The sequence below is a fragment of the Candidatus Accumulibacter contiguus genome (assembly GCF_012940005.1).
GTDB lineage: Bacteria > Pseudomonadota > Gammaproteobacteria > Burkholderiales > Rhodocyclaceae > Accumulibacter > Accumulibacter contiguus.
Genome location: NZ_SPMX01000102.1, coordinates 13635 through 31137 on the forward strand (window position 1 = coordinate 13635; position 17503 = coordinate 31137).

A 17503-nucleotide genomic window follows, 5' to 3' on the forward strand; every position below is an offset into this window, starting at 1 on the left:
ACTGTGGAACCTTGCGAGGACGACACATGAGTGGCGGACCGTTAAGCGGTGTGCGCGTTCTCGACCTGACGCGCCTGTTGCCCGGTCCGGTCGCCACCTTGCACCTGGCAGACCTGGGCGCCGACGTGATCAAGATCGAGGATCACGGTGCCGGTGACTACGCGCGCATCCTCGGCGATGGTCCGGACGGCATCAGTATCTTCTACCGCAGTGTCAATCGCAACAAGCGTGGCCTGCGCCTCGATCTCAAGCATCCACAAGGGCGTGCGGTATTTCTGCGCCTGGTGAGCGCGGCCGACATTGTTGTCGAGAGCTTTCGACCGGGGGTCAGCGACAAGCTCGGGATTGGCTATCAGGCGCTATCTGAGGTCAATCCGAAGATCGTGTATTGCGCGATCACCGGTTACGGCCAGACCGGGCCGCTGGCGATGGCTGCCGGCCACGACCTCAACTACATCGGTTTTGCCGGCGTCCTCGATCAGATCGGTGTGGATGGCGGTCAGCCGGCGATTCCCAATCTCCAGGTCGCTGATCTGCTGGGCGGAGCGATGACTGCGGTGATGGGCATCCTCGCCGCGCTGTTTGATGCACAGCGTAGCGGGCGGGGACGCCTGGTTGATGTGGCGATGAGTGAAGCGGTGCTGGCGCACAACCTCTTCCCGTTTTTCGCTCTGCAGGCGGAGGGGTTGGTGCCGCAGCGCGGTGCCGATCTGTTGAGCGGTGGTGACGCCGGTTATGGGGTCTATGCCACCGCAGACGGGCGCTACATGGCGGTCGCACCGCTCGAAAAAAAGTTCTGGGATCTCTTCTGTGATGCCCTGGCACGTCCCGAATGGAAGACGAGGCATGGGCTGCGCGGTACGGCGGCGGCAGCGCTGCGTCGTGAACTCGAAGAACTCTTTGCCAGCCGTAATCAGTCGGAATGGCGGGATTTTTTTGCCCGCGTCGATTGCTGCGTGACGCCAGTACTCAGCGTTGCCGAGGCCCTGGCACACCCGCAGTTCGTCGCCCGCGGCATGGCCGTGCAGGCGGACGGAGTGACCCAGTTCGCACCACCGCTGAAACTCTCCGACTGGGTCTTCGCCGTCGAACGCGCTGCACCGTCGCCGGGCGAGCACTCTGCAGAGGTGCTGCGCGAGTCAGGCTTCAGTACGGATGAAATCCGCGGACTGCAGCAGGCTTCGATCATCTGAAGCAGCCGTCGGCGTAACATGACCGTTAATGTGAAAGTCGCGTCAGCGACCCACGAATCTCCCCTCCCCACTTGCGGGGGAGGGGTTGGGGGAGAGGGAAACGGTCATGACTTTCATCATCGGGGGTGTCTTGCAAAGTCATGACCGTTAGCCGGCAGCGCCTCGCTCTATGTTTTTGGGGTGTCTTCGCGTGCCTGGCTGACTTGTGCCGACGCCGCGGCGGCGGCTTTTTGCATCTGTTCCTGCATCTGCTGCAGCATGGTCAGTGGCCACAGCGCTGCCTGCTTGAGCGCCTCATTGCCGCTGCCAGTCACCAGACCACCGGCCTGGTTGGTGTCGCCGCCAGCGCCGGAAGCGTAACTGCCAGCCATCTGGCCCATCGCCCGTACCGCGTTGAGGGTGACGCATTGCATTTCGAGGCCCTGAATCGTCATCTGCAGCATCGACAGATTCATTTTCAGCCAGCTTTCTACAGCCTTGAGATCCTTGATCTTTTGTTCAATTTCTTCGACGTTGAGGGTAGGGGTGACCATGTTCGGCAGGGAAAAGCCCATGCCACCCCACATCTTCTTGGCAAAGCTCAGGGGATCAGTGGCAGAATCGAGATTGGACATCTTGGTGCTCCGGTTGTGGTGGGGTGATTCATCTTAGCAAAGTTTTGCGGTCTGCGGCGAGGCGGCGCAAGTCGATTCATTCAGATTCGGTAGCAGTAGAGCCGGGTTTGCCGTGCGTCATCGACATCGATGATGCGCGTGGCGGCGACGCCGGGCACGGGAAAACTGTTGCTGACGAACAGGCTCCCCGGCGGCATCTCCTTTTGTACCTTTTCCCATAGTGCTGCCATCGGCGCCGGCGACAGGAAGGCATATACCACGTTGTGTCCGGAGAGATCGGTTTGCCAGATGTCGCCCCAGCGCCAGTCGCAATTGGCGAGGCCGGCGCTGCGCAGGCGGCCAATGAGCCAGGTTGCCGGTGCATTCTCGACACCGCTGAAATGCGCTTCTGGTCGCTCACTGGCGAGTGGAATCAGAACACTGCCGATGCCCGCGCCGAGGTCGAGAAAACGCAGATCGTGCCGGTCGGCAGTGAGTTTGGCGATGGCCGCTGCGCTTGGGCGGTTGGAGAAATAGAGCGGTACCTGGCCGGTCAGCGCACCGCGATACACGAGCAGCAGCAGAACGAACAAGAGCAGGAACCAGCCGGGGTCGATCGCCAGCCGGGAAACGCTCCAGGCCAGCGGCGCGAAGAGGGCATGCATCAGTCGCCACCACCAGGGCTGGCGGCTGATGGTGGCGAACAGCGCAGCGATGCCGCCGATGGCGAAAGCCGTCTGCGGCCAGGGCAGTTCTTCGTTGCGGATGCCGTAGTAAGGCCAGGCCAGCGAAAGAACGGCCAGTGCTGCGGCGAACTGCAGCGCCAGTTGACGGATCTGCGGACCGAGCATCGCTGGCGCGGGATCTCCAGGTTCAGAGGGGGGTAAAGGCAACGGCTTGCTCATGGTGGCTGCGCAGCGAAGGGTATGAAATTTCTGGGAAGGGTCAGGATGCCTGCGTGTTTGCCGCGGCCTGCAGTTGCGCGCGCAGCGTTTCCCGCCTGGCGCGTGCCGGCAGTACCGACGCAGCCTTGACATGACCATAACCACGAATCTGCTCGGGCACTTTGGCCAGTTCGATGGCACTGGCCAGGGTTTCCTCCTGGAGCCGCGCCAGCATCAGTTCGATGTCGGCCTCGTAGTCGGCAAGCAGTTGCCTTTCCATCCGGCGTTCCCGGGTTTTCCCGAAGAGATCGAAGATCGTTCCGCGCAAGCTCTTCAACCGGCTCAACCCCCTGAAGGCATGCATCATCCATGGCCCGTAACTGCTTTTCCGGACTCTGCCGGTCGCCGGATCGAGTCTGGCGAGCAGCGGTGGCGCGAGGTGGAAACGCAGGCGGTAGTCGCCCTCGAATTCTTCGGACAACTGCTGGAGGAATGCCGGGTCGGAATACAGTCGTGCCACCTCGTACTCGTCCTTGACTGCCAGGAGTTTGAAATAGCTGCGTGCCACGACTTCGCTCAGCGCGGTCGACTGCAATGAAGATTCGGCGGCGCGTACGCGCTCGACCAGAGCACGGTAACGTTCAGCGTAGCGCGCATTCTGATAGGCGGTCAAGGTCTCGACACGCTGGCTGATCAACTCGTCGAGGTTCTGCGAAAGTCGCTGCGCTGCCGGCATGCCAGCTGCTTTGAGCAGACTCTGCAGGGCTTCGGGGTCGTGCGCTGCGCGTCGGCCCCAGAGAAAAGCCTGGCGGTTCTGCTCGACAGCGGCCGCATTGAGTTCGATGGCCTGGTCGATGGCTGCCAGCGACAGCGGCACCAGTCCGCGCTGCCAGGCGACGCCGAGCAGCAGCAGATTGCCGTACAGGGCATCCCCCATCAGGCGGCGCGACATGGCTACGGTGTCGAGGAAAAGGGTGTTGCCCTCGCCACACGCTTCACTGATCTGCTCCTGCATGTGTTTCTGCGGGAACTGCCAGTCCGGGTTGCGGGTGAACTCGGCGGTTGGCGTTTCGGCGACGTTGACCACCGCCCGGGTCTTTCCGGCAAGCACTTTCGACAGCGTCTCGGCGCCGGCGCTGACCACCAGGTCGCCACCGATCACGGCATGTGCTTCGCCGGTCGCGATGCGTGCGGCGTGAATGTCCTCGGGCCGGTCGGCGATCCTGAGGTGGGAAAAAACGGCGCCGAATTTTTGAGCCAGGCCGGTCATGTCGAGCACCGAGACGCCCTTGCCGTCGAGATGCGCGGCCATTCCCAGCAGGGCACCGAGGGTGACGACGCCGGTGCCGCCAACGCCGGTGATCAGGATGTTGTAGGGGCGCCTGGTGTCAGGCCGCAGAGGTTCCGGCAGCACCGCTCCCGCAGCAGTGATGGCCCGGCCGCGGCGCAGTCTGCCGCCTTCGACGCTGACGAAGCTGGGACAGAAGCCATGGATGCACGAGAAATCCTTGTTGCATGCCGACTGATCGATCGCTCGCTTGCGGCCAAACTCGGTTTCTACCGGAATCACTGCCAGGCAGTTGGACTGCACGCCACAGTCTCCGCATCCTTCACAGACCGCCGTGTTGATGAACACCCGCTGGGCCGGATCGGCGAGCTTGCCACGCTTGCGCCGGCGGCGTTTCTCGGTGGCGCAGGTCTGGTCATAGATCAGGACCGATACGCCGGGGTGATTGCGCAGTTCGCGCTGTACGGCATCGAGTTCATCGCGATGATGAATCGGCGTATTCGGGGCGAGGTCAGGGATCTGTCGATATTTTTCCGGCTCGTCGGTGACAATGACGATCCGCTGGATGCCTTCCGCCGCCAGTTGACGACTCAGTTGTGCGACGCTCAACTGGCCATCGACCGGTTGCCCACCGGTCATCGCCACGGCGTCGTTATACAGAATTTTGTAGGTGATGGCGACGCCGGCGGCAACCGCCTGGCGAATCGCCAACAGACCGGAGTGGAAGTAGGTACCATCGCCGAGGTTGGCGAAAATGTGCTTCTCGTGGGTGAACGGCGCCTGCCCGACCCAGGTCACGCCTTCGCCGCCCATGTGCGTGAAGGTCGCGGTATTGCGGTCCATCCAGGTCACCATGTAGTGGCAGCCGATGCCGGCGACGGCGCGAGAACCTTCGGGTACGCGCGTCGAGGTGTTGTGCGGGCAACCGGAACAGAAGTACGGCGTGCGCTGGATGGCCGCCATGCCGGTCGCCGGCAGCAGCCCCTGTGCGAGGCTTCTCTGCTTGGCTTCGAGCAGCGCCAGGCGAGCTTCGATTGCCGAAGAAGTGAAGAAGCGCCCGATGCGCGCTGCCAGCGCCCGCGCCACCTGTGCCACCGACAACTCGCCGGCCGCCGGCAGCAGCCAGTCGCCATGCGTCAGATGCCCGCTACCGGTGGGCAGCAGCGCCCATTCGCCTTTTTCGTCGAACTTCCCGACGACGCGTGGCCGGACATCTTCGCGCCAGTTGTAGAGTTCCTCCTTGAGCTGGTATTCGAGCAGTTGCCGTTTTTCCTCGACGACCAGGATTTCTTCGAGCCCCTCGGCGAAGCGGCGCACGCCATCGGCTTCGAGTGGCCAGACCATGCCGACCTTGTACAGGCGAATGCCGATCTGCGCTGCCAGTTCGTCGTCGATCCCGAGTTCGCCGAGTGCCTGGCGGACGTCGAGGTAGGCCTTGCCGGCGGTGATGATTCCCAGGCGGGCAGGCGAAGCCGGGTCGGCACTATCGATGACCACCCGGTTGAGCTGGTTGGCGCGGCAATAGGCCAGCGCCGCGTACAGCTTGTGGTTGAGCAGGCGCGCTTCCTGCTGCAGGGGCGGATCGGGCCAGCGGATGTTGAGGGCGTGTGGATCGTTCGCCGGCATCTCGAAATCGTCGGGTAGCCGGATCCGTGTCGACAGCGGGTCAATCGAGACCGACGCGGAGGTTTCGACGGTGTCGGCCAGCGCCTTCATCACCACCCAGCAGCCCGAGTAGCGGCTCATCGCCCAGCCGTGCAGGCCGTAATCGAGATATTCCTGAACGTTGGCCGGATAGAGGACCGGCATCATCACCGCCTTGAAGCTGTGTTCGGTCTGGTGCGGCAGCGTCGAGGATTTGGCAGCATGATCGTCGCCGGCGATCACCAGGACACCACCATACTTTGCCGAGCCGGCCGCATTGGCGTGCCGGAAAACGTCGCCACAGCGGTCGACACCCGGACCCTTGCCGTACCACATGGCGAAGATTCCCTCGTATTTGGCGCCGGGAAAGAGATTGAGCTGCTGGGTTCCCCAGACGGCGGTGGCTGCAAGATCCTCATTGACCGCCGGCTGGAAGACGATGCGCTGGGCCTCGAGATGCGGGCGAGCTTTCCACAGCGCCTGATCGAGTCCTCCCAGCGGGCTGCCACGGTAGCCCGAGACAAAGCCTGCGGTATTCAGCCCGGCCGCTTCGTCGCGCATGCGCTGCAGCATCGGCAGGCGAACGAGGGCTTGCGTACCGCTCAGAAAGACGCGTCCCGAATTAGCCGTATAGCGGCTGTCGAGTGTGGTCGAGAGATCGCTCATGGGATTCTCCTGTGGTGGCTGCATGTTAACCGAAACGCCTGGGGTCGTCCGGCATACGATTCGTATTCGTTTGCGCATCCCATACCGCAACTCGCCGACTGCCGGCAAGCCGGCAATCCATCTGACCGCTGGCGGGTGCGGGCGGAAATCCGCATTAGGATGGCAATCAAAATGTAGTGGAAACAGGCGCAGAAAGGGTTGAATTCTTTCAGCGACGGAGTCGAGGCATCATTTGCAAGCCACAAACACCATCACTGCAGCGGCGGGCGCCACGTTCCGTTCATCGCGTTCACGGATGATCGGGAAGAGCAGATCGGCGTCATGCATTCGAGGCCGAAGTCGGGTGGCAGCTTAACGCTCACGGCGGCAACGCTGCGCCGGTGGATCTCCCCAAAGAAAATCCTTGCTATGTTCGAAAATGTGCGTTAATGTTCGTTTTGTGGGCATGAACAAACATATTCGATCACAATCTCACATTACAGAAAGGGTTCGACATGCTGAACTGTCTTGCAAGTGTTCTCTACAAGCTTTGCGCCTCAGTGAGAAGACCAGACCATGGCTGATCGTGATCATCTTGCGGATCATCGCCTGGAGCTCATCATGTCGGAACTGTCTGCGCGCGGGGAGTGCCGCACGCGGCAACTGGCACAGCAGTTCCAGTTGTCGGAGATGACCGTACGCCGCGATCTGGCCGAACTGGAAACCCGCGGACTGCTGCGCCGGGTCCATGGCGGCGCGGTGATGCTCAATCGTGACGTCGAGTATGCGCGGCGCCTGGAGCTGGCGTCGGCGCAGAAGCAACAGGTCGGCCGTGCTGCCACGCGTCTCCTGAAGAGCGGACAAACGGTCTACCTCGACGCCGGCACGACGGCCTGCGAAATGGCACGGGCGATTGGCCAGGGCCTGCCGCAGGTCACCCACCTCAACATCGTCACGCATGGCATCAGTATCGCGACCGAACTCGCCGGGCGCACGCCTTACCACCTGCAGTTGATCGGCGGTGAGGTTTATCAGAACGCGCTCAGTACCGTCGGTCCCGTCGCGCTGGCGCAGATTGCCGACTTGAAGATTGACCTGTTCTTCATGGGCGCCGGCGGCGTCGATGCGACGCAGGGCTGGAGCAACTCCAATCATGTCGAGGCGGTGATCAAGCGTGCGGTCATCGCCCGCAGCAAGAGCGTTTGCGCCATCTGCGACAGTGCCAAGTGGGGTCAGCAATCGTTCGCGCCGATCCTGCCGCTTGCCGGCCTGAGGCGTTGGATCGTCGATCGCGGGCTGGCCCGCGAGGGGGTCGAGGCGGCCCGGGTCGCTGCCATCACCCTGACTTACGCCGAAGACCTGTAACTCACCGGAAATGGCGCGCAGGCGCTTCCGACCACCGCAACAGTCCTGTTCCGGCCAGTGCCGGCGCAGGGCGACAGAAGGGAACCGATCATGATCCACCTGACTCAGGGAAACATCCGCCTCAATGCACAGGCGCGCGACAAGACCGAGGCGATCCGCATTGCCGGCAGCCTCCTGGTCGACAGCGGAAATATGCAGCCTGGCTACGTCGACAGCATGCTGCTGCGCGAGAAAGTAGCCAATACCTATCTCGGCAACGGCATCGCCATTCCGCACGGATTGCCCAAGGACCGGGAACTGATCATCCAGACCGGCATCTCGGTGACGCAGTTTCCCGACGGCGTGCAGTGGAACCAGGGTGAGACCGTGTACCTGGTCGTCGCTATCGCCGCCCGTTCCGACGAGCATATCGAACTGCTCGCCAACCTCACCGACGTGCTCGACGACCCGGAAACGGTGCAACGCCTGGCGCGGACCAGTGAGCCCGCGGACATCATCGAGCGTCTGACACAGCCACGTGACGGCGGATCCGTCAACACCGGGGCGCCGGCCGATGCGGCCGACGATTTCGCCAAATGGGTCGATGTCTCGCTGACCGGCCCGGCCGGCCTGCACGCCCGCCCGGCAACTGCCTTCGTGGATATCGCCAAACGGTTCCAGTCGGAGGTGCGTGTCCGCCACATCAGCAAGGTGGCCAACGGCAAGAGCCTGGTCTCGCTGCTGAAGCTCGGCGCCGACAAGCAGGCCAGCATCCGCATCATGGCGCGCGGCGTCGATGAGGATGCGGCGCTCGAAGCCCTGGCGGCGGCGGTCCGACACGGCCTCGAAGACGAGGCGGAAGCGCCGCCGGCAGGCTTTGCCGCGCCGACGCTGACGCTGCAGGCGCGGGCGATCGCCGGCATCGCCGCCTCGCCGGGCGTGGCGATCGGGCCGCTGCGTCACTTCCGGCGCGAGAGGATCGTCGTCGCCGTCACCGCCAACGATGCCGCGCACGAGCAGACACGGTTGCAGCAGGCGATCGCCACAGCCAAGCTGCAATTGCGCGAACTGCACGACGAAGTCAAGGCGCGCAGCGGCGGTGCCCGGGCGGCGATCTTCCGCGCCCATGAAGAGTTCCTCGATGACCCCGATCTGGTCGATGCCACGCAGCGGCTGATCGGGGCCGGACACAGCGCCGGCTGGGCGTGGCGCCAGAGTGTCGACGAACGCGCACTGGAAGTGGCGTCCCTCGACGATGCGCTGCTCAAGGAACGCGCGGTCGATCTCCAGGATGTCGGACGCCGGGTGCTGCGCCTGCTGGCCGACACGCTCGAAGAGGAGCCGGCTTCGATTGCCGTCCCGGTGATCCTGGTGGCCGAGGATCTGTCACCCTCCGACACCGCGCGTCTCGATCCGACAATGATCCTTGGCATCTGCACGGCCGGTGGCGGCCCGACCTCGCACACCGCGATCATTGCCCGTTCGCTGGATATTCCGGCCATCGTCGGCGCCGGTCCGGCAGTGCTGCATCAGGCCGAGGACAGCCTGTGCATTCTCGACGGCGATACCGGGAATCTCTACCCGGAGCCGGGTGACGGCGACCTGGCGCTGGCTCGCCAGGCGCAGCACGAGTGGCAGGCGCTGCGCGAAGCGGAACGACTGGCCTGCTATCAGCCGGCGATCACCACTGACGGCTACCGCATCGAGGTGGTGGCCAACATCGGTGGCGCGGCCGAAGCCGAACAGGCGGTGGCCGCCGGTGCCGAGGGGATTGGCCTGTTGCGCAGCGAATTCCTCTTTCTGCAACGTGCCGAACCGCCCAGCGAAGACGAGCAGTTCATCGCCTACAGCGCGATGACGCGCGCGCTCAACGGTTTGCCCTTGATCATTCGCACGCTTGACATCGGCGGCGACAAGGAAGTGCCGTACCTGTCGCTGCCCGCCGAAGAGAACCCTTTCCTCGGCGTGCGCGGCATCCGTCTCTGCCTCGCCCGCTCCGACCTCTTTCGGCCGCAGTTGCGCGCCATCTATCGCGCCGCCGCGACCGGCCCGGTGAAGATCATGTTCCCGATGATCGCCACCGTTGAAGAGTTGCGCGCCGCCCGCACCATCGCGGAAGAGGTCCGCGTCGAACTCGGCGCTGCCGTCGTCGATATCGGCATCATGATCGAAGTGCCCTCGGCGGTGCTGATGGCGCCGGAACTCGCGGTGCACGCCGATTTCTTCTCGGTCGGCACCAACGACCTGACCCAGTATGTGCTGGCGATGGACCGGGGGCATCCGAGCCTGGCGCGCCAGGCTGACGCCCTGCACCCGGCGGTGCTGCGCATGATCGACATGACCGTCAAGGCGGCCACGGCCGCCGGCCGATGGGTCGGCGTGTGTGGTGGCATGGCCGGTGATCCGAAGGGCGCCATGATCCTCGCCGGCCTCGGCGTCGCCGAACTGAGCATGAGCATCCCCAGTATCGCGGCGATCAAGTCCCGGCTGCGCGCCCAGTCTCTGGCAGACATGCAGGCCCTGGCCAAGCGCGCCCTGGCCTGTCAAAGCGCCGCCGAAGTGCGCGCCCTCTAACGGCCATGACTTTTCCAGACACCCCCGATCATGAAAGTCATGACCGTTTCCCTCTCCCCCCGGCCCCTCCCCCGCGAGGGGGGGAGGGGAGATTCGTGAGTCGCATACGCGACTTTCACATTAATGGATAAGACGACCATGAATCGATCGACAGGCATCGCCACCCTTACCCTCAATCCGGCCATCGACCAGAGCGTGGCGATTCCCGATTTCGCGGCCGGGAGTGTCAACCGGGTCGCCTGGGAGCAATCGGACCCCGGCGGCAAGGGAGTGAACGTCGCTTCCTTCCTTGCCGACCTGGGCTTTCGCGTTGCCGTCAGCGGCCTGCTCGGGCGCGACAACGCGGGAGTTTTCGAGCAACTCTTTGCTAGCAAGGGGATGACCGACGCCTTCGTACGAGTCCCTGGGAAGACCCGCGTCAATGTCAAGATCATCGACGAGACGTCGCAGGGGATCACCGACATCAACTTTCCCGGCCCCGCCGCGACTCCGGACCAGCTCGCCGAACTGGCGCGGACGATCGAAGCCCTGCTCGCCGACCACGACTGCTTCGTGCTTTCCGGCAGCGTTCCCGCCGGCGTTCCTGTTGCCTACTACCCTGACCTGATCCACCGGCTCAAGGCGGCAGGCAAGCGAGTGCTGCTCGACAGCAGCGGCGACCCCCTGCGGCATGGAATCACCGCCGGGCCCTGGGCCATCAAACCCAACATCGCCGAACTGGAAGAACTGGTGGGCTCGCCGCTACCCGACCAGGCGTCGGTGATCCGCGCGGCGCGCCAGCTGCTCGCCGCCGGGCTGGGTTGCGTGGTGGTGTCGATGGGCAGCGAAGGGGCATTGTTCGTCACCGCCGATGACTGTCTGCGGGCCATCCCGCCGGCGGTCGAGGTCAAGAGCACGGTCGGCGCCGGTGACGCCATGGTCGCGGGCTTCGTCGCCGGCAGTTTGCGCGGCTGGAACTTGGCGGACTGCGCTCGCCTGGCTACCGCCAGCGCCCTCGGCGCGCTGACCCAGCTCGGGCCACGCCTGCCGTCGCCGGCGGTCATCGAGTCATTCATGGCGCAAGTCACCATACGCCAGGTCGTGGACCTGACAGGCCGCCCGTCGGCATCGCTGTAATCACGAAAGAGGTACACACATGGCAAAGATCATTGCAGTTACCGCATGCCCCACAGGCATCGCCCACACCTACATGGCCGCTGAGGCATTGAAGAAGACCGCCGCACTACTGGGCCACAGCATCCGCGTCGAAACCCAGGGCGCTGCCGGTGCCAGGGATATCCTCGATGACGCCGACCTGGCCGCCGCCGAATTGGTCATTCTCGCTGCCGACACGCACGTCGAAATGACCCGCTTTGCCGGCAAGGCGGTCCATGAAACGACTACCAGCGTGGCGATCCGCGATCCGCGGGGAGTCATCGAGACGGCCCTGGCCTCGATCGGGATCAGCGCCGAGCGCCAGCCGAGGCCAGAGACGGCAGCGGCCGCCCCGAAAAGGATCGTGGCGATCACCGCCTGCCCGACCGGCATCGCGCATACCTTCATGGCCGCCGAGGCCCTGAAGAAGGCCGCAGCCCAGCATGGCTACGAGATCAAGGTCGAGACGCAGGGCTCGGTGGGCGCCAAGAACACGCTCACCGCCGAGGAGATTGCCGCCGCCGATGTGGTGATCATCGGCGCCGACACGCACGTCGACACCAGCCGCTTCGCCGGCAAGGCAGTATACGAAACCTCGGTCGGCCGGGCGCTGAAGGAAACCCAAAAGGTGCTGCAGGAAGCCTTCGCGCTGCCCCCGCCAAGTGGCGCGGCGCCGGTGCGCGCGGCCGCCCAGGCAGAGGCGCGGCCGGCCGAGAAGCCGGCTGGGGCCTACAAGCATCTGCTGACCGGCGTTTCCTACATGTTGCCGATCGTCGTCGCCGGCGGTCTGGCGATCGCTCTCTCCTTCATCTTCGGCATCGAGGCGTTCAAGGAGAAAGGGACTCTGGCGGCCAGCCTGATGGAGATTGGCGGTGGCGCGGCATTCGCACTGATGATCCCGGTGCTGGCCGGTTTCATCGCCTTCTCCATTGCCGACCGGCCCGGACTGGCGCCGGGACTCGTCGGCGGCATGCTGGCCAGCCAGTTGCAGGCCGGCTTCCTGGGCGGCATCGTCGCCGGCTTCCTGGCCGGCTATGTCGCTCGCTACCTGCGTGACCACATCAAGTTGCCGGTCCATTTCGAGGGCCTGAAGCCAGTGCTGCTGATTCCGCTGCTCGCTACCCTGGTCGTCGGTCTGCTGATGATCTATGTCGTCGGCAGCCCGGCGCGCGCGATCATGGAGGGGCTCACCCAGTTCCTGCAGAGTCTGAGCGGCACCAATGCCGTCCTGCTCGGCCTGCTGCTCGGCGGCATGATGGCGGTGGATATGGGCGGACCGATCAACAAGGCGGCCTACACCTTTGGCGTCGGCCTGCTGGCGAGCAACACCTTCATGCCGATGGCGGCGGTCATGGCTGCCGGAATGGTGCCGCCGCTTGGTATTGCGCTCGCCACCTTCGTCGCCAAGAACCGCTTCTCGGTCGACGAGCAGATCGCCGGAAAAGCCGCCGCGGTGCTCGGCATCTCGTTCATCACCGAAGGCGCGATTCCCTTTGCGGCGAAGGATCCGCTGCGCGTGATCCCCGCCTGTGTCGCCGGCGCGGCGACGACGGGCGCGCTGTCGATGTTTTTTGGCTGCACGCTGCACGCGCCGCACGGTGGCATCTTCGTGCTGGCGATTCCCAACGCCGTCGGCCAGCTGCTGCCCTATATCGGCGCCATCGCCGTCGGCACCCTGGTCACCACGCTGGCCCTGATCGTGCTCAAGAAACCCCTGGCCGAGGATACGGCGCTGACTGCCTAGCCATGCCGGGGGAGGGCGCCTCCTCCTCTGGCGCCTGTCCCTGAACTCCGACTCCTCAGCCGCTTGCGGGAGACGGTAGATTCCTGAGTCGCTGACGCGGCTTTTACGGCAACAACCACCTCCATGACGGTGCCGGGCACGGCAGGGGGTTTCTCTTGCCCGAATTTCCTGGAAGGAAGGATCTGACCATGCACAAAGTATCCCTTAGCTCAGTCACGCCGCTTGTCGTTGCCCTACTGTGCGGCCAGCCCGCCGGCGCTGCCGAGGCCGGCGACCCGCAGGTCGTCGATACCGATGTCGGTGGTGTCGAAGCGCCGGTAATACCGGTCGACGAACTGGCCCCGAAGCTCGCGAAGGATGTCGGCGATCTCGTCGTCGCGGGTTATCTGCGCGCCCTGAGCGGCATCAACTCGGAAGGCAGCCGGGCCGCCTGCTTCCAGCTGGCCGGTTCGCAAGCCAAGTACCGGCTCGGCAATGAATGCGAGGTCTACGGCGAACTGTTTATCGGCAAGCAACTGGCGAGTTTTGCCGACGGCGCGACGCTCACGGCCAATACGATGTTCAGCCTGAACACACCGATGGCCTACAACACGGCGGGTAACAGCACCCAGGGGCGTGTTGCTCAGGCCTATGTGGCCGCCGAGAAGCTGTCACTTCTCAACGGCGGCGCCGCCTGGGCCGGCCGGCGCTATTACAAGCGCGAAGACATCCACATCAACGATTTCTTCTACTGGAACCCGCAAGGTCTCGGCGGCGGCGTCGAGGACATTGCCATCGGCGGCGTCAAGGTCAGTCTCGCCTTCTTTCGCGAGGACAACCAGGACCAGCCGATCAAGGCCGACCGCTACGATTTCCAGGTGCGCGGGTTGAAGGCCAATCCGAACGGCGCACTGGAGTTCGGCCTGAGCGTGATTCCCGAATCCGGCCATGTCAATACCGGCGGCGATTCCGGCTGGTCGGTGACCGTGCAGCATCGCCAGAGCAACATTCTGGGCGATGGCTGGAACAAGTTTGCCGTGCAATACGGGGTTGGGCCGGGGACCGGGCTCGGCAGTACCGGGCCGCTGACCAATACGACTGCCGACAAGCGCTGGCGCATCGTCGAAGGCCTCTACGCGCAAATGACGCCGAAACTCGGCGGCATGCTGACGGCGGTATACCAGAAGGACCAGTCGCCCGCTGGCGACCAGACCTGGACCTCGCTCGGCGGCCGCCTGACCTACGGCTTCACCGAGCACTGGAAGCTCCAGGGCGAACTCGGGCATGACCGCGTGCAACCGACTGCCGGCGAGACGCGCAATCTGACCAAACTGACGATCGCGCCGACGCTGGCGATGGCCCGCGGCTTCTGGGCACGCCCCGAACTGCGCCTGTTCTATACCTATGCGCGCTGGAACGAAGCGGCGGCGCTGGCGGCCAATGGCTCCGGCAATTCCGCCATCGCCTCGACCGCCTCGACCGGCATTTTCGCCAGCGGCAATCGGGGCTCGACGATCGGCCTGCAATTCGAGGGCTGGTGGTGAGCGGTCGTCTACCGGTCAGGCCTGAGCACCACCACCGCCAGCGGCGGCAGGATCATCTCGATCGAATGCGGTTGCGACTGTCATCGGATGTCGGCGGCCGCCAGCGGGCCGTCGTTACGCACATCGCTGCCGTGGTACTTCGCGGTAGGTCGTTCGGCTTGCGGGCACCCGGCCACTCGGCCGAATCCCTTGCATTTACACAAACGGAGTGTAAACTGTCCTGGAAAGGAGTTGCATGATGAACCTTGCCTATGCCTACCCCGCCAGCCGCTTCGAACCGGCGGCTCTTGTCGATCTCAATGCGCGCGCCGAGCGCGAGCGTCTGTCGAAGTCGGCGCTACAGGGCTTCTTCAATCTGGCTACTGCCTGGCGGCTGCGCGACGAAGACGCACGCGAGCTGCTCGGCGGCTTGTCGAGCAGCGCCTTCTACGAGTGGAAGAAAAACCCCGACCGGCTGCTCGAAGTCGACCGGATCACGCGCATCTCGTACCTGATCGGCATCTACAAGGCCTTGCACATTCTCTACGGCGACAAGCTGGCTGACGAGTGGATCAGCCTGCCGAACAGCAACCGGATTTTTGCCGGCCGCTCGCCGCTCGCTTTCATGCTTGGCGGCGGTCTGCTGGCGATGCAGACCGTTCGCAAACTGCTCGAAGCGCGGCGCGGCGGCATATGAACCCGTCACTGCCGCGCCTGTCGCGTTTGCGCCGGATCGATACGGTACGGCTGATTCCTTCGCGCTTTGCCGAGCGCGAGGATTCGGTGCTGACCGCAATTGCCGAGAACCTCGACCACCTGCGCGACCTGTTCGAACTCGACAACGCCACCAACGAGAGGCTGATCGGCGAGCGCGGCGGGCTGCCGGGAATCGGCGTCGACGAACTGGTTTTCGGCGTGCCGAACTTCCGCATCGTCAATGCCGCCTTCACCTACCCTCGCCCGGAAGGCAGCCGCTTCAACGACGGCGAGCGCGGCGCATGGTACTGCGCTTTCGAACTGGAAACGGCACTGGCCGAGATCATTTTCCACAAGACGGTCGAGTACCAGGAAATCGGCCGCTTCGACGACAGCGTCAACTACCAGGAACTGCTCGCGGATTTCAGCAGCGAGTTCCACGATCTGCGCGACGCGCCGGCCTTTGCCGCCTGCCTCGACCCCGGCAGCTATGTCGCTTCGCAGGGTCTCGCGGCACGCCTGCTCGACGCCGGCTCGCTGGGAATCATCTACCCCAGCGTGCGCCGCGCCGGCGGCACCAACCTCGTCTGCTTCCGGCCGGCGCTGGTCGGCAATCCGCGCCGCGCCGCGTCGTTTCGCCTGACCTGGGCGGGCAGCCGGCAACCCCAGGTGGAGAAACTGGACCGCCAAGAAACAGGAGGCTTGTGAAACAATCGACCCAACCTGTCAACCCGACCACAGCCATGACGACCGCGGCCAAGCACACGACGACTGCGCTGCTCGACAGACGCCCGGAAGCGCGGACTTTCAGCGTCCAGGATCTGCTGGAGATGGTGGCAAGCGGCCGGGTTCGCATTCCCAGTTTCCAGCGCGGCCTCAAATGGGACCGCATGAATGCCAGTCTCCTGCTGGAAAGCCTTTTTCGGGGTTATCCGGTGGGAACGCTCCTGCTCTGGGAAGCAGCGGCGCCGGCGGGCGAAGTGCGTTTCGGATCGCTCACCCTGCCTGCTCCGCAGATGCCGAATGCCTTGTGGGTGGTCGATGGTCAGCAGCGAATTGTCTCCCTCGCCCGGATATTGCTCGCTGCCGACCCGGACTCGGACGACTTCGCCCTGTACGTCGACCTCGACGCGGCGGACTTTGTGATTCCTCCTGCCATCGGCAAACGCCGTGCCGATCCGTCGCGCTGAATGGCGCTCACCAGGGAGACAAGGTTTCGACGCGCAAGGTCCTGGCGCGAATTCTCCCGGAAAGTGAGGAACGATCCGTCAATGGGATGCTGGAGATGGTCAGCGGAAAACCGTCGGCCATACCCGACGTCGCCGATCGCTTCAATTTCCGCTTCGCGGCGAGCAAGCTGCTGGCCCTTGTCCTGTTTAGCCTCGAACCACGAGACCTGGTCACCGGTGAAAGGCTGGCCGCCGGGCAACTCATGAGCCAGGTCCAGTCGGGCCATGACTCATCACCACTGTTACAGATCTTTCCAGTGCGTGCCGGCGAAGCTGTGGAAGCGCTGCAATCGGCAGCCAACCGGCTCATCCAGCCGCCACACCAGAGGGGCATACGCCGCCTGCTGGCCGGGATCGATGATTCCCGCCTCCTGCTGTCGCATGGCATCAGCGCAGCCGCGCGACAGGCGATCGACGACGGCGATAGCGCTGCTTTCCTGAAGTTGCGCGCCGAGTGGATGCGGCCGCGCGTAGAGATCTTCTTCGCTCGCCATGCCCGCTGGGACGAGCCCGATCGGCCGAGGATTGCGTCGCTGATCGTCGACGACGAGGAGGGCTGAATCATGGCCGACGATGCGTTGCCGGAAACCGCCGACGCAACCCTTCAGGCGACCGAAGAGCACGCTGGCGAAAGCGACTGGCACTTTTCGCTGGCCGGAGTGCAGCTCAAGTTTTCCGCCCGAAGCGAAGGGCGCGGACTGACCATCACGGTCAGTGGCACCGGCGGCGACTGGATCGTCAAGTTGCCGGACGCCCGCTTTCCGGGTGTGCCGGAAAACGAGCATGCAACGATGCGCTGGGCAGAGGCCAGCGGCATCGATATCCCGGAAATTCAGTTGATTCCGGTTGCGGAGATTTCTGGCCTGCCATCGGAAGCCAGTATATTCGGAGGTCAGACGGCTCTGGCTGTCCGCCGCTTCGACCGCCCGGCGCCGGGCAAGCGGGTTCACATCGAGGACTTCGCGCAGATTCTGGGTCTCTACCCCGAGCAGAAATACGCTGCTACAACTACGAAACGCTGGCCAACCTGGTC

The 17503-nt window shown here is 64.2% G+C and carries 14 protein-coding genes; 11 read left to right on the forward strand and 3 right to left on the reverse strand.

Features of this window, described 5'->3' with window-relative positions; genetic code table 11:
• The first annotated feature begins 26 nt into the window (after positions 1-26).
• Positions 27-1193, forward strand: a complete 1167-nt coding sequence (locus E4Q08_RS22975) for a CaiB/BaiF CoA transferase family protein (RefSeq protein ID WP_169072113.1) — start codon at positions 27-29, stop codon at positions 1191-1193.
• Between the two features lie 167 nt (positions 1194-1360).
• Here E4Q08_RS22975 and E4Q08_RS22980 read toward each other — a convergent pair whose 3' ends face one another.
• The 3 genes from E4Q08_RS22980 to E4Q08_RS22990 all read right to left on the reverse strand — a co-directional run bounded on the left by E4Q08_RS22980 (position 1361) and on the right by E4Q08_RS22990 (position 6268).
• A complete protein-coding gene (locus tag E4Q08_RS22980) occupies positions 1361-1807 on the reverse strand; it encodes a PhaM family polyhydroxyalkanoate granule multifunctional regulatory protein (protein WP_169072114.1) in 447 nt (148 codons plus the stop codon).
• An 80-nt stretch (positions 1808-1887) separates the two neighbouring features.
• On the reverse strand, positions 1888-2637 hold the full coding sequence (locus E4Q08_RS22985; protein ID WP_169072115.1) for a class I SAM-dependent methyltransferase: 750 nt from the start codon (positions 2635-2637) through the stop codon (positions 1888-1890).
• 94 nt (positions 2638-2731) lie between these two features.
• Positions 2732-6268: an indolepyruvate ferredoxin oxidoreductase family protein gene (locus E4Q08_RS22990; protein WP_169072116.1), complete on the reverse strand. Its 3537-nt coding sequence runs from the start codon at positions 6266-6268 to the stop codon at positions 2732-2734.
• 555 nt (positions 6269-6823) lie between these two features.
• On the opposite strand from E4Q08_RS22990, the gene E4Q08_RS22995 reads away from it, so the two are divergent.
• From E4Q08_RS22995 to E4Q08_RS23035, 10 genes are all read left to right on the forward strand, one after another.
• Entirely contained in the window at positions 6824-7612 is a 789-nt protein-coding gene (locus E4Q08_RS22995) for a DeoR/GlpR family DNA-binding transcription regulator (RefSeq protein WP_034909069.1), read from the forward strand.
• Positions 7613-7702: 90 nt separating this feature from the next.
• A complete protein-coding gene (gene ptsP, locus E4Q08_RS23000; RefSeq protein WP_169072117.1) occupies positions 7703-10165 on the forward strand; it encodes a phosphoenolpyruvate--protein phosphotransferase in 2463 nt (820 codons plus the stop codon).
• 138 nt (positions 10166-10303) lie between these two features.
• On the forward strand, positions 10304-11281 hold the full coding sequence (gene pfkB / locus E4Q08_RS23005; protein WP_169072118.1) for a 1-phosphofructokinase: 978 nt from the start codon (positions 10304-10306) through the stop codon (positions 11279-11281).
• A gap of 19 nt (positions 11282-11300) precedes the next feature.
• Positions 11301-13043: a PTS fructose-like transporter subunit IIB gene (locus tag E4Q08_RS23010; protein WP_169072119.1), complete on the forward strand. Its 1743-nt coding sequence runs from the start codon at positions 11301-11303 to the stop codon at positions 13041-13043.
• Between the two features lie 188 nt (positions 13044-13231).
• Positions 13232-14566, forward strand: a complete 1335-nt coding sequence (locus E4Q08_RS23015) for a maltoporin (RefSeq protein WP_169072120.1) — start codon at positions 13232-13234, stop codon at positions 14564-14566.
• 238 nt (positions 14567-14804) lie between these two features.
• On the forward strand, positions 14805-15242 hold the full coding sequence (locus tag E4Q08_RS23020) for an antitoxin Xre-like helix-turn-helix domain-containing protein (RefSeq protein WP_169072123.1): 438 nt from the start codon (positions 14805-14807) through the stop codon (positions 15240-15242).
• The gene (locus E4Q08_RS23025) at positions 15239-15949 is read left to right on the forward strand and encodes an RES family NAD+ phosphorylase (RefSeq protein ID WP_169072121.1); all 711 of its coding nucleotides are present in this window, start codon (positions 15239-15241) and stop codon (positions 15947-15949) included. The genes E4Q08_RS23020 and E4Q08_RS23025 overlap by 4 nt, the downstream gene beginning before the upstream one ends.
• On the forward strand, positions 15946-16431 hold the full coding sequence (locus E4Q08_RS25215; protein ID WP_308240208.1) for a DUF262 domain-containing protein: 486 nt from the start codon (positions 15946-15948) through the stop codon (positions 16429-16431). The genes E4Q08_RS23025 and E4Q08_RS25215 overlap by 4 nt, the downstream gene beginning before the upstream one ends.
• A gap of 95 nt (positions 16432-16526) precedes the next feature.
• Positions 16527-17030 (forward strand): hypothetical protein, encoded by a 504-nt coding sequence (locus E4Q08_RS25220; protein ID WP_248595108.1) that lies wholly within the window; start codon positions 16527-16529, stop codon positions 17028-17030.
• A gap of 3 nt (positions 17031-17033) precedes the next feature.
• A partial coding sequence (locus tag E4Q08_RS23035) for a type II toxin-antitoxin system HipA family toxin (RefSeq protein WP_248595109.1) occupies positions 17034-17503 on the forward strand: 470 nt, incomplete at its 3' end.